Genomic DNA, 12,209 nt, shown 5'->3' on the forward strand with positions numbered 1-12,209 from the left:
AATGTCGGCCCTTGTCGTCCGGGCAGGCGTTCGCGCGTGCCTCCGAGCGGCAAGGAAAAAATCATTCACTCCTTGTCTGACCGCTTTGTCGGCAGGCTGCAATCCGTAAGGAGCATTTATGCGTCATTACGAAATCGTGTTCCTGGTTCACCCGGACCAGAGCGAACAAGTCGGTGGCATGGTCGAGCGTTACACCAAGGCCATCGAAGAAGACGGCGGCAAAGTCCACCGTCTGGAAGACTGGGGCCGTCGTCAGCTGGCTTACGCCATCAACAACGTGCACAAGGCTCACTACGTTCTGATGAACGTCGAGTGCACCGCCAAGGCCCTGGCAGAAATGGAAGACAACTTCCGTTACAACGACGCCGTGATCCGTAACATGGTCATCCGTCGCGACGAAGCCGTTACCGGCCAGTCCGAAATGCTGAAGGCCGAAGAGAGCCGCAACGAGCGCCGCGAGCGCCGTGAGCGTCCCGAATCGAACGAGGGCGAGTCCGCTGACGGCGATGATAGCCGCGACAGCGCTGACGAGTAATCCCGGACCAGTATTGAGGAGCCACACACATGGCACGTTTCTTCCGTCGTCGTAAGTTCTGCCGTTTCACCGCTGAAGGCGTGAAAGAGATCGATTACAAGGATCTCAACACCCTGAAAGCCTACGTTTCCGAAACCGGCAAGATCGTTCCGAGCCGTATCACCGGCACCAAGGCCAAATACCAGCGTCAGCTGGCGACCGCTATCAAGCGCGCCCGCTACCTGGCCCTGCTTCCCTACACCGACAGCCACGGCCGTTGATCGGGCAGTCGACTGGAATTGATGGATAGATCGCATGCGCGCATTGGCTGAATTTGTCATGCGAGGCCGCATGCAGGCGACCCTGGTGGTCGTCGCAGCCGCGGTACTGCAGCCGTTGTTCTGGCTCGGTGCCGCAGCAGGCAGTCTGGTGCTGTTGCGTCGTGGTCCGCGAGATGCCTTTGGCATCCTGGCCTGGGCGCTGCTTCCGGCACTGGCCTGGTGGTACCTGGGTGACCCCAGCGTGAGTCTGGTTCTGGTGGGTAGTGCCGTGCTGGCGCAGGTTCTGCGCAGCAAGGTGTCCTGGAACCAGGTGATGCTGGCGAGCGTTGTGCTCGGTGCGGTGTTCGTGCTGCTGCTCAGCACGGTGTCGGCCGGGTTGGTCGCAGGTCTTGCCGATGCATTCGGCAAGGCGCTGCCGCAGGTTCTGGCCGAAGCCAAGCTTTCGCCGGAACAGATGGCCGCCCTGCAGGCGGAGATGGTTCCGACCATCACCGGCCTGATGGCAGCCTCGCTGCAGACGATCAGCCTGTTGTGCCTGATGCTGGCGCGTTATTGGCAAGCAGTACTGTTCAACCCGGAAGGGTTTGGCCGCGAGTTCCGCGCACTGCGCCTGTCGCCGGGCACGGCTGGAGCGCTGCTGGTCGGCGTTGTGGCACTGCCCTTCGCAGGGCCCGCGGCCACCATGCTGGCGCCGCTGTGCATGATCCCGCTGCTGTTCGCCGGGATCGCACTGGGGCACGGCCTGGTTGCACTGAAGAAGCTTCCGGGCTTCTGGCTGGCACCGCTGTACCTGCTGGTATTCGTACTGGGCAATGTGATCTGTCTTGTCGCCGTAGTCGACAGTCTGTTTGATTTTCGCGGTCGCCTGGCCAAGCGCCAGAAAGCTGCGAACGGTGAAGGTTAAAAGTTAAGAGGTAAGACTCAAATGGAAGTCATCCTGCTGGAAAAGATCGCCAAACTGGGCAACCTGGGCGACAAGCTGAACGTAAAGGGCGGTTACGCCCGTAACTACCTGCTGCCGCAGGGCAAAGCCACTGCTGCCACCGCTGCCAACGTTGCTGCTTTCGAAGAGCGCCGTGCAGAGCTGGAAAAAGCCGCTGCTGAGAAAAAAGCTGCTGCTGAAGCTCGTGCTGCCCAACTGGCCGAACTGATCGTGACCATCGGCGCCCACGCTGGCGACGAAGGCAAACTGTTCGGTTCGATCGGCACCCGCGACATCGCCGACGCCGTTTCGGCTGCCGGCTACCCGCTGGAAAAGAGCGAAGTTCGCCTGCCCGACGGCGCCCTGCGCGCTGTAGGCGAATACAACATCGAAGTGCAACTGCACATGGATGTTGATGCAACCCTGCACGTGGTTGTAGTCGCCGAGTAAGCGATCCGTCGCTAGGACGATTCACACGGCTTGCCTGGGTGAATCAGTCCAATAACAATGGGCACGGCACCGATCCTCGGTCCGTGCCCTTTGTTTTTTCCGCCGTTTCACTCAACACGAAGAGCCCATGAACGACATCACCGTCCCCGAGCAATACGACCTGCAGACCGCTTCCCTCAAGGTGCCGCCGCACTCGATCGAAGCCGAACAGGCAGTGCTGGGCGGCCTGATGCTCGACAACAACGCGTGGGAACGTGTGTCGGACGCCGTGTCCGACGGCGACTTCTACCGCCATGACCATCGCCTGATCTTCCGCGCCGTCTACAAGCTCGCCGAAGCCAACCAGCCGATCGACGTGGTGACCCTGTCCGAGATGCTCGAACGCGAAGGCCAGCTGTCCCAGGTGGGCGGCCTGGCGTACCTCGCGGAGCTGGCGAAGAACACGCCCTCGGTGGCGAACATCAAGGCGTACGCCGGCATCATCCGTGAGCGCGCCACGCTGCGGCAGCTGATCGGTATCAGCAGTGACATCGCCGACAGCGCCTTCAACCCGGAAGGGCGCAGCGCCAACGAAGTGCTCGACGAGGCCGAGCGGAAGATCTTCGAGATCGCCGAGGCGCGGCCCAAGACCGGCGGCCCGGTGGGAATCGGCGACATCCTGGTGAAGACCATCGATCGCATCGACCACCTGTTCAACACCTCCGAGGCGCTGACCGGGATTTCCACCGGCTTCACCGACCTCGACGAGAAGACCAGCGGCCTGCAGCCGTCCGACCTGATCATCGTTGCCGGCCGTCCGTCGATGGGCAAGACCACCTTCGCCATGAACCTGGTGGAGAACGCCCTGATGCGCAGCGACAAGGCGATCCTGGTGTACTCCCTGGAGATGCCCTCCGACTCCATCGTGATGCGTATGCTCGCGTCCCTGGGCCGTATCGACCAGACCAAGGTGCGTACCGGCAAGCTGGACGACGAGGATTGGCCGCGCCTGACTTCGGCGGTGAACCTGCTCAGCGACCGCAAGCTGTTCATCGACGACACCGCCGGCATCTCGCCCTCGGAGATGCGCGCGCGTACCCGCCGGCTGGCCCGCGAGCACGGCGAAGTCGGCCTGATCATGGTCGACTACCTGCAGTTGATGCAGATTCCCGGCTCCTCCGGCGACAACCGGACCAACGAGATTTCCGAGATCTCGCGCTCGCTCAAGGCCCTGGCGAAGGAATTCAACTGCCCGGTGGTGGCGCTCTCGCAGCTCAACCGCTCGCTGGAACAGCGCCCCAACAAGCGCCCGGTGAACTCCGACCTGCGCGAATCCGGAGCGATCGAGCAGGACGCCGACGTGATCATGTTCGTCTACCGCGACGAGGTGTATCACCCGGAGACCGAGTTCAAGGGCGTCGCCGAGATCATCCTCGGCAAGCAGCGTAACGGCCCCATCGGCACCGTACGCGTGGCCTTCCTCGGCCGCTACAGCCGCTTCGAAAACCTCGCGCCGGGCATGTACAACTTCGAAGACGAGTAACGATGCCGCATTCCGCGTGACCGACGGGCGCCGTACTATAAGCGCCCGTTTTCATTGCAGAGGCCGCCATGCGCCCGCTCGTCGCCCACGTCGATCTTGCCGCCATTCGCCACAACTATGCCGTTGCCAAGCGCTGCGCGCCGGGGCGCGAGGCTTTCGCGGTGGTCAAGGCGAATGCCTACGGGCATGGCGCCCGCGAGGTGGTGAGCTGCCTGCACGACGAGGCTGACGGCTTTGCCGTGGCCTGCCTGGAGGAGGCCGCCGAGGTGCGCGCCCTGCACGCCCAGGCGCGCATCCTGCTGCTGGAAGGCTGCTTCGAGCCGGCGGAATACCTGATCGCCGCCCAGCTGCGCCTGGACGTTGCCGTGCAGGGGCCGGAGCAGGCCCAGGCGCTGCTCGCGGCGCAATTGCCCAGCGCGCTGAACGTGTGGTTGAAGCTGGACAGCGGCATGCACCGCCTGGGCTTCTCGCCCGCAGCGCTGCGCGACTGGCATCCGCGCCTGCGTCAGGCGGCGCAGGTGGCCGAGCTGAACCTGATGAGCCACTTCGCCAGCGCTGACCTGCGCGGCGACGAGCTGACCGAGGATCAGGTGGCCTGCTTCCTCAGCGTCCTGGACCTGGATTTCGACCAGCGCTCGCTGGCCAACTCCGCCGCCGTGCTGACCATTCCCGCTGCACACATGGACTGGATTCGCCCCGGCATCATGCTTTACGGCGCCACGCCGTTCGCCGACATCGGCGCCGCGGAGCTGGGCCTGCGCCCGGTGATGAGCCTGGAAGCGCAGCTGATCGCCGTACGTGAGGTGGCCGTCGGGGAGAGTGTGGGTTACGGCGCAACCTGGGTCGCCGAGCGCCCATCGCGCATCGGTACCGTCAGCTGCGGCTATGCCGACGGCTATCCGCGCCATGCGCCGAGCGGCACGCCGGTGCTGGTGGGCGGCCAGCGGGTGAAGCTGGCCGGGCGGGTGTCCATGGACATGCTGGCGGTCGATCTGACCGACCTGCCGGGCGCCGCCGTGGGCGCGCGCGTCGAGCTGTGGGGCGCCAACCTGCCAGTGGATGAAGTGGCGGCCCACGCCGGGACCATCGGCTACGAGCTGCTGACCAAGGTCACCGCCCGCGTACCGCGCCGCTACCGCAGCTGATCAGCTGCGGTTTTCGCTGCTTTCCAGCCGTTCGTTGTCCAGCCGTTCGTTGTCGAGCCAGAGATCGCTGGTCTCGCCGCCGCCTTCGCTGGCGATGGCGTAGCTGGCGCGGCCGTTGCCCTTCACCTCGTAGAGCGCCTGGTCGGCGGCCTTGTAGAGCTTGCTGAACTGCATCGCGTGGCTGGGGTAGATGGCCACGCCGATGCTCGGCGTCACGCGCAGTTCCAGGGCCTCGAATTTCACCGGTCGTGACAGCTCGTTGAGGATGCGGCAGGCGATTTCCCTGGCGTGGCCTTCGGCGTCGGGTCCGGCGATCAGCGCGGCGAATTCGTCGCCGCCCAGGCGCGCCACGCAATCGCTGCCGCGCACGCACTGGCGCAGGCGATTGCCGACGTTCTGCAGCATGAAGTCGCCGGCGTCATGGCCGTGGCTGTCGTTGATCGGCTTGAAGTGGTCGAGGTCGATCAGCATCAGCGCCAGGGTCTCGCCGTGCTGCTGGGCGTGGGCCAGGGCGACTTCGGCGTGTTCCACCAGGTAGCGGCGGTTCGGCAGGCCGGTCAGTGGATCGTAGTGCGCGGCGTGCTTGAGCTGCACTTCGCGTTCGCGCAGCAGCTGGTTGCTCTCGGTCAGTTCGGCGGTGCGCTCGGCCACGGCGCGGGCGAGGTCCTGCTGGGCGCTGTCGAGCAGGGTCAGGCGCGCGCTCTTCTCGCGGTCGGCCTGCTCCAGCGCCTGCGCCCGTTCGCGCTTGAGGCCCTGGATGCGCGAGGTGAGGGCGAAGGAGAACAGCACCGACTCCATGGCCACGGCGATGGGGAAGATGTAGGAGGTCATCGGCGAGGGCTGCACCACGCCCATGGCACGCATCACCGAGATGCTCACGCTGGTCAGCACCAGGCCGAAGCCGAGCATGTAGAGGAAGGCCGGGAACGAGCCCTGGCGCCAGCGCACCACGGCGCCGCCGAGGGCTGCCGGCACGCCGATCAGGGTGATCACCACCAGCATCCAGCCGGCTATGCCGCGCATCTGCAGGGCGCCGAGGGCAATGGTCAGCAGGTACAGGCCGCAGTTGAGGTTGAGTAGCCAGTGCGACCAGCGCACGTGGCGGCGGGTCTGCAGCAAGGTGATGGTGAAGCGGTGCACGCACAGGCCCCAGAGCGAGGGCAGGGTGATGCGGTCGAGCCACCAGGGCACCGGGTGGTCCGGCCAGAAGTATTCGAAGCCGTGGCCGCTCATCCCCAGGCTGAACAGCAGGGCGCTGGCGGTGGTCAGCACGTACCAGAAGTAGGCCGGGTCGCGCAGGGTCAGCAGGATGAACAGGTTGTACAGCAGCAGCGCGGCGATCAGGCCGTAGATGAAGCCGAGGAACAGGTTGGTGTCGGCGCGGTGGTCCTGCAGGTCGCCCAGCGACCAGATGCGCAACGGGAAGGAGTTGCCGGCCGGGTCCGAGGTGCGCAGGTAAAGGCGCAGCGGGCCGTTGCCCGCAGGCAGGTGGAAGACCGGCTTGCGGTAGTCGCGATCGCGCCCTTCGGCGAAGGGCACCACCTCGCCGGAGCGGATCTCGCGGTAGTTGCCCTGGGCATCGGGGATATACAGGCGCAGGTCCTGCTGGTTGACCGCATCCACTTCCAGCCACCAGCCGCCCTGGGGCGTACTGAGGCGCTGCAGATCCAGGCGCAGCCACCAGGCGTGGGGGCTCTGGCCGACGCTGGTGCGCCCGTTGCCAGGGACGAAATCGCTACTGCCCCGCACGGCGTCGAGCGTGAGCGGTGCGCCGCGCTCTTCGAGCAGCTCCAGGTGGTCGTTGAGCCAGGCGCCGCTGGCCTTTTCGTCGAGGTCGAAGGCGAGCGCCGTCTGGCAGAGCAGAAGGCTGAGCAACAGCAGGAAGGCACGGCGCACGACAGGGACTCCCAGGCCTGGGAGGGATGGCCAGGCGTACGGCGGATAGTGGCTGGAGTATAGCCAGATGATGGCACTTGCAATCTACCCTGCGCGGGCTAAATCTGAGTTCACTGGTCGGATTTGTACACTTTTTGTGCTATATTCCGCGCCCGCGTTTTTCCGCGAAACCCATTAGAGATACCCCGGTGCCCGTGATGCAAGCCGCCAAGCCGTTGTTCGACTATCCCAAGTTCTGGGCCGAGTGTTTCGGCCCGGCGCCGTTCCTGCCCATGAGCAAGGAAGAGATGGATCAGCTGGGCTGGGACTCCTGCGACATCATCATCGTCACCGGGGATGCCTACGTCGACCATCCGTCGTTCGGCATGGCCATCATCGGCCGCCTGCTGGAAGCCCAGGGCTTCCGCGTGGGCATCATTGCCCAGCCGGACTGGCGTTCGAAGGACGACTTCATGAAGCTCGGCCAGCCGAACCTGTTCTTCGGCGTGGCGGCGGGCAACATGGACTCGATGATCAACCGCTACACCGCGGACAAGAAGATCCGCAGCGACGACGCCTATACCCCGGGCGGCCTGGCCGGCAAGCGTCCGGACCGCGCCAGCCTGGTCTACAGCCAGCGCTGCAAGGAAGCCTACAGCGACACTCCGGTGGTTCTGGGCGGCATCGAGGCCTCGCTGCGCCGCATCGCCCACTACGACTACTGGCAGGACAAGGTGCGCCGTTCCATCCTGATGGACGCCACCGCCGACATCCTGCTGTACGGCAACGCCGAGCGCGCCGTGGTGGAGATCGCCCAGCGCCTGTCCGCCGGCGAGACGGTCGAGCAGATCACCGACGTGCGCGGCACTGCGTTCATCCGCCGCGACACCCCCGAAGGCTGGTTCGAGGTGGACTCCACCCGCATCGACCGTCCGGGCAAGGTCGACAAGATCATCAACCCCTACGTGAACACCCAGGACACCGCCGCCTGCGCCATCGAGCAGGAAAAGGGCGAGCAGGACGACCCGAACGAAGCCAAGGTCGTGCAACTGCTGGCACACCCGCGCCTGGAGCGCGAGCGCACGGTGATCCGCCTGCCGTCGTTCGAGAAGGTGCGCAGCGATGCGGTGCTCTATGCCCACGCCAACCGCGTGCTGCACCTGGAGACCAACCCCGGCAACGCCCGCGCCCTGGTGCAGAAGCATGGCGAGGTGGACGTGTGGTTCAACCCGCCGCCCATCCCGATGAGCACCGAGGAAATGGACTACGTGTTCGGCATGCCCTACGCGCGCGTGCCGCATCCGCTGTATGGCAAGGAGAAGATCCCCGCCTACGAGATGATCCGCTTCTCGGTGAACATCATGCGCGGCTGCTTCGGTGGCTGTACCTTCTGCTCGATCACCGAGCACGAGGGGCGGATCATCCAGAACCGCTCCCACGAATCGATCCTCGCCGAGATCGAGGCGATGCGTAACGTGCCGGGCTTTACCGGCGTGGTCTCCGACCTCGGCGGGCCGACCGCCAACATGTACCGCATCGCCTGCAAGGACCCGGAGATCGAGCGCCACTGCCGCAAGCCGTCCTGCGTCTGGCCGGGCATCTGCGAGAACCTCAATACCGACCATTCCTCGCTCATCGAGCTGTACCGCAAGGCCCGTGCCTTGCCGGGCGTGAAGAAGATCCTGATCGCCTCCGGCCTGCGCTACGACCTCGCCGTGGAGTCGCCCGAGTACGTCAAGGAGCTGGTGACGCACCACGTCGGCGGCTACCTGAAGATCGCCCCGGAGCACACCGAGGAAGGCCCGCTGTCGAAGATGATGAAGCCGGGCATCGGCAGCTACGACGCCTTCAAGCGCATGTTCGAGAAGTTCTCCAAGGAGGCGGGCAAGGAGCAGTACCTGATCCCGTACTTCATCGCGGCGCACCCGGGCACCACCGACGAGGACATGATGAACCTCGCCCTGTGGCTCAAGCGCAACGGCTTCCGCGCCGACCAGGTGCAGGCGTTCTATCCCTCGCCGATGGCCAGCGCCACCGCGATGTACCACTCGGGCAAGAACCCGCTGCGCAAGGTCACCTACAAGAGCGACGGCGTGACCATCGTCAAGAGCGACCAGCAGCGCCGCCTGCACAAGGCCTTCCTGCGCTACCACGACCCGAAGGGCTGGCCGATGCTGCGCGAAGCACTGGAGCGCATGGGCCGCGCCGACCTGATCGGCAACGGCAAGCACCACCTGATCCCGACCTACCAGCCGCAGACCGACGAGTACCAGAGTGCGCGCCGGAAGAACTCGACCCCGGCCGGCAGCAAGAAGACCGGCAAGCCATTGCTGACCCAGCACACCGGCCTGCCGCCGCGTGCCAGCAACGGCTCCAAGCCGTGGACCAAGGCCGAGGAAGGCAAGGCCAGCGGCTACGCCAAGGGCAAGAAGCGCACCACCAAGCGGCAGCCGAATATTCCGCGCTGATTCGTCCGCGTTGAGCTTCGAAGAAAGGCGTGCCCGCTAAGCGGTCACGCCCCCTGTTCTTCTAATGAAAAGCCTTTGAAGAAGCACACGTAGGCCTTGTCCACCTTCAGGATGTGGTGGATCAGCCAGGACTTGAGCAACTCCAGCGCCTCCACCGATACCGCCTCGCCATCCTCGTGGCGGTACAGCAGGTCGATGATCTGCCGGTTGAAGCGGTCGTGCTCGGCCTTGTGCGCCTCTTCGCCGGGATAGCCCAGGCGCTGGAACAGCACTTCCTCGACGATGAAGTGGTTCATCGTGTACTCCACCAGTTGCTCGATCAGCTCGCCGATGGCCGGGCCCTGGTCCTGCAGGCCTTGCTGGCGGTCATACAGCGCGTTGGTGAGGTCGACCAGCCAGCGATGCTGTTCGTCGATCCGCTCGATTCCGATGACGAATTCGTCGGTCCAGGGCATGAAGCTCATCCGTGCACTCCTTCCGGTTGAAGAAGTGCCGATCATCCCGATCCGTCAGCGCGAAAGCGTGACGCCAATCAAGCAAAGTGTCCGGGGCGAGGGACTGGCGTGGCACCGGAGGGAAGAGTATCCTCGGTCTGAATTGGTACGTTAGTTCCATATCATAAGAACAAGACCGGAGCCCGCCATGCGCCTCGCTACCCTCTCGCTGATCGCCCTTTCCGTCGCCCTGGCTGCCTGTGGCGAGGGCGACAAGCCCACCGCCGCCGTCAGCACCGATTTCCAGAAGGACCTGCAGGCCCGCCTGATCAAGGCCAAGGCCGGCGACGTCATCGACATCCCCGCCGGTACCTACCACCTGGACCGCAGCCTCAGCCTGAAGGTGGACGGCGTGACCATTCGTGGCGCCGGCATGGACAAGACCATCCTCAGTTTCAAGAACCAGAAAGCCGGCGCCGAGGGCCTGTTCGTCGACGCCTCGGACTTCACCGTCGAGAACCTCGCCATCGAAGACACCAAGGGTGACGGCCTGAAGGTCATCGGCGGCAAGAACATCGTCATCCGCAACGTCCGCACCGAATGGACCAATGGCCCCTCGACCGACAACGGCGGCTACGGCATCTACCCGGTGCAGACCGAGAACACCCTGCTGGAGGGCAACGTCGCCATCGGCGCCTCCGACTCGGGCATCTATGTCGGCCAATCGCGCAACGTCGTGGTGCGCAACAACCGCGCCGAGCGCAACGTCGCCGGCATCGAGATCGAGAACACCATCGGCGCCGACGTCTACAACAACGTCGCCACCGACAATACCGGCGGCATCCTCGTCTTCAACATGCCCAACCTGCCGCAACCTGGGCGTGGCACCCGCGTCTTCGACAACGACGTGCAGGGCAACAACCACGACAACTTCGGCCACAAGGGCACGCCGGTGGCCAGCGTGCCGGCCGGTTCCGGCGTGGTGGTGAATTCCAACGATGACGTGGAAATCTTCAACAACCGGATCGGCAACCACAAGACCGCCAACGTCATCATCAGCAGCTACTTCAGTACCGGTTATTCGGACAAGGCCACCCAGCCCAACTTCGATCCCTACCCGGAGGGCATCTTCATCCACGGCAACACCTTCGGCCCCGGCGGCGACAGCCCCGACCACCTGGAGCTGAAGGCGCTCAAGGTCGCCAAGTTCGGCCTCACCGGGCGTCTGCCGGACATCCTCTGGGACGGCTACTTCAACGACAAGAAACTGGTCGACGGCAAGCTGCCCGAAGCCCTGGCCATCTGCATCGACAACGGCAACGCCGGCATCGTCAACGTCGATGGCCCGCACGGCTACAAGAACATCAGCACCGACATGAGCGCGCACCAGTGCAAGCTCAAGCCGCTGCCGAAGATCGAGCAGGCCGGTCTCGGCGAGAAGGGCAACAAGGCATGATCAAACCCGCTTCGTTCCTGCTGTCGCTCGCCCTGGCCGCCGCGTTGGCCGGGTGCGGGCAGGAGAGCAAGCCGCGTTACCAGCCCGAAGGCGACGATTACCCGGAGAAGCTCAGCGGCTGGGGCATGCTGCACCTGGCGGACGACCACCTGACGCCGGCCGCCGAGGTGCTGCCCTATGACCTCAACACCCCGCTGTTCACCGACTACGCACACAAGCTGCGCACCGTGTGGATGCCGGACGGGCAGTCCGCGCAGTACGCCGAGGAGCGCTTCGACTACCCCGTCGGCAGCGTGCTGACCAAGACCTTCTATTACCCGAAGGACGCCCAGGGCAACCTGCTGCAGAACAGCCAGGACGACCGCGACCCCAAGGCCGGGCTGGACATGACCCGGGTGCACCTGGTGGAAACCCGCGTGCTGGTACGGCAGAAGGATGGCTGGGCGGCGCTGCCCTACGTGTGGAATGCCGACCAGAGCGAGGCGACGCTGGAACTGGCCGGCGACAGCCCGGCGCTGGAGCTGACCGCCGCGGACGGCAGGAAGACCGCCTTCACCTACATGGTTCCCGACGCCAACCAGTGTTCCGAATGCCACGCCGAACAGAAGGGCGGCGGCATCGCCCCGTTGGGGCCCAAGGCGCGGCACCTGAACAAGGACTTCGCCTACGCAGACGGCAGCGAAAACCAGCTGCAGCACTGGCAGGCGCGGGGGTTCCTCAAGGGTCTGCCGGCGCTGGCGCAGGTGCCGCAGAACGCGCTGTGGGGCCATCCGCGGCCGGGTGAAGACCTGGAGAAACAGGCCCGTAGCTACCTGGACGCCAACTGCTCGCACTGCCACAACCCCAAGGGTGCGGCACGCACGTCCGGCCTGCACCTCGACCCGCACACGCCGGTCTCCGTCGCCTACGGCATCTGCAAGCCGCCAGTGGCGGCGGGCGGCGGCACCGGCGGGCGGCTGGAGGACATCCACCCCGGCAGCCCGGAGAAGTCCGTGCTCAGCTACCGCGTCGGCAGCGATAAACCGGGCGACATGATGCCCGAGCTGGGCCGCACCCTGGTCCATCGCGAGGGCCTGGAGCTGCTCAACCGCTGGATCGCCTCGCTGCCCGGCGACTGCTGAGGGAAATCGCCCGGAGCCCGC

At 65.1% G+C, this 12,209-nt stretch carries 11 protein-coding genes; 9 read left to right on the forward strand and 2 right to left on the reverse strand.

Translation table 11 applies throughout. The features are described 5' to 3' along the window. Positions 1-118 precede the first annotated feature (118 nt). The 6 genes from rpsF (at position 119) to alr (ending at position 4,834) form a co-directional block, all read left to right on the forward strand. Positions 119-535: a 30S ribosomal protein S6 gene (gene rpsF, locus HNP46_RS27175; protein WP_017518275.1), complete on the forward strand. Its 417-nt coding sequence runs from the start codon at positions 119-121 to the stop codon at positions 533-535. 29 nt (positions 536-564) lie between these two features. Continuing rightward, positions 565-795, forward strand: coding sequence for a 30S ribosomal protein S18 (rpsR, locus tag HNP46_RS27180; protein WP_003095634.1), 231 nt, complete (start codon positions 565-567; stop codon positions 793-795). Between the two features lie 34 nt (positions 796-829). Next, complete coding sequence (locus tag HNP46_RS27185; protein WP_184595216.1) at positions 830-1,699, forward strand: hypothetical protein; 870 nt, start codon at positions 830-832, stop codon at positions 1,697-1,699. 21 nt (positions 1,700-1,720) lie between these two features. Then, the gene (gene rplI, locus HNP46_RS27190) at positions 1,721-2,167 is read left to right on the forward strand and encodes a 50S ribosomal protein L9 (protein ID WP_015479134.1); all 447 of its coding nucleotides are present in this window, start codon (positions 1,721-1,723) and stop codon (positions 2,165-2,167) included. Positions 2,168-2,294: 127 nt separating this feature from the next. Further along, a complete protein-coding gene (gene dnaB / locus HNP46_RS27195; protein WP_184595218.1) occupies positions 2,295-3,689 on the forward strand; it encodes a replicative DNA helicase in 1,395 nt (464 codons plus the stop codon). A gap of 68 nt (positions 3,690-3,757) precedes the next feature. After that, the gene (alr, locus tag HNP46_RS27200; protein ID WP_184595220.1) at positions 3,758-4,834 is read left to right on the forward strand and encodes an alanine racemase; all 1,077 of its coding nucleotides are present in this window, start codon (positions 3,758-3,760) and stop codon (positions 4,832-4,834) included. Here alr and HNP46_RS27205 read toward each other — a convergent pair whose 3' ends face one another. Further along, positions 4,835-6,730 (reverse strand): GGDEF domain-containing protein, encoded by a 1,896-nt coding sequence (locus HNP46_RS27205; protein WP_184595231.1) that lies wholly within the window; start codon positions 6,728-6,730, stop codon positions 4,835-4,837. 197 nt (positions 6,731-6,927) lie between these two features. On the opposite strand from HNP46_RS27205, the gene HNP46_RS27210 reads away from it, so the two are divergent. Next, positions 6,928-9,177 (forward strand): YgiQ family radical SAM protein, encoded by a 2,250-nt coding sequence (locus HNP46_RS27210; RefSeq protein WP_184595233.1) that lies wholly within the window; start codon positions 6,928-6,930, stop codon positions 9,175-9,177. A 44-nt stretch (positions 9,178-9,221) separates the two neighbouring features. On the opposite strand, the gene HNP46_RS27215 is transcribed toward HNP46_RS27210, so the two are convergent. Beyond that, a complete protein-coding gene (locus HNP46_RS27215; protein ID WP_184595235.1) occupies positions 9,222-9,641 on the reverse strand; it encodes a bacteriohemerythrin in 420 nt (139 codons plus the stop codon). Between the two features lie 178 nt (positions 9,642-9,819). On the opposite strand from HNP46_RS27215, the gene HNP46_RS27220 reads away from it, so the two are divergent. Beyond that, entirely contained in the window at positions 9,820-11,067 is a 1,248-nt protein-coding gene (locus tag HNP46_RS27220) for a parallel beta-helix domain-containing protein (RefSeq protein ID WP_184595237.1), read from the forward strand. Further along, entirely contained in the window at positions 11,064-12,188 is a 1,125-nt protein-coding gene (locus HNP46_RS27225; protein WP_184595239.1) for an SO2930 family diheme c-type cytochrome, read from the forward strand. The genes HNP46_RS27220 and HNP46_RS27225 overlap by 4 nt, the downstream gene beginning before the upstream one ends. The last annotated feature ends 21 nt before the right edge of the window (positions 12,189-12,209 follow it).

It is taken from the genome of Pseudomonas nitroreducens, from assembly GCF_014204515.1.
Lineage (GTDB): Bacteria > Pseudomonadota > Gammaproteobacteria > Pseudomonadales > Pseudomonadaceae > Pseudomonas > Pseudomonas nitritireducens_A.

What these genes read in the sequence shown, in the direction of transcription:
- alr (WP_184595220.1), top strand. Translation starts at nt 3,758, where the DNA reads ATGCGCCCGCTCGTCGCCCACGTCGATCTTGCCGCCATTCGCCACAAC.
- rplI (WP_015479134.1), top strand. Translation starts at nt 1,721, where the DNA reads ATGGAAGTCATCCTGCTGGAAAAGATCGCCAAACTGGGCAACCTGGGC.
- HNP46_RS27225 (WP_184595239.1), top strand. Translation starts at nt 11,064, where the DNA reads ATGATCAAACCCGCTTCGTTCCTGCTGTCGCTCGCCCTGGCCGCCGCG.
- HNP46_RS27210 (WP_184595233.1), top strand. Translation starts at nt 6,928, where the DNA reads ATGCAAGCCGCCAAGCCGTTGTTCGACTATCCCAAGTTCTGGGCCGAG.
- HNP46_RS27215 (WP_184595235.1), bottom strand. Translation starts at nt 9,641, where the DNA reads ATGAGCTTCATGCCCTGGACCGACGAATTCGTCATCGGAATCGAGCGG.
- HNP46_RS27185 (WP_184595216.1), top strand. Translation starts at nt 830, where the DNA reads ATGCGCGCATTGGCTGAATTTGTCATGCGAGGCCGCATGCAGGCGACC.
- rpsR (WP_003095634.1), top strand. Translation starts at nt 565, where the DNA reads ATGGCACGTTTCTTCCGTCGTCGTAAGTTCTGCCGTTTCACCGCTGAA.
- HNP46_RS27220 (WP_184595237.1), top strand. Translation starts at nt 9,820, where the DNA reads ATGCGCCTCGCTACCCTCTCGCTGATCGCCCTTTCCGTCGCCCTGGCT.
- rpsF (WP_017518275.1), top strand. Translation starts at nt 119, where the DNA reads ATGCGTCATTACGAAATCGTGTTCCTGGTTCACCCGGACCAGAGCGAA.
- dnaB (WP_184595218.1), top strand. Translation starts at nt 2,295, where the DNA reads ATGAACGACATCACCGTCCCCGAGCAATACGACCTGCAGACCGCTTCC.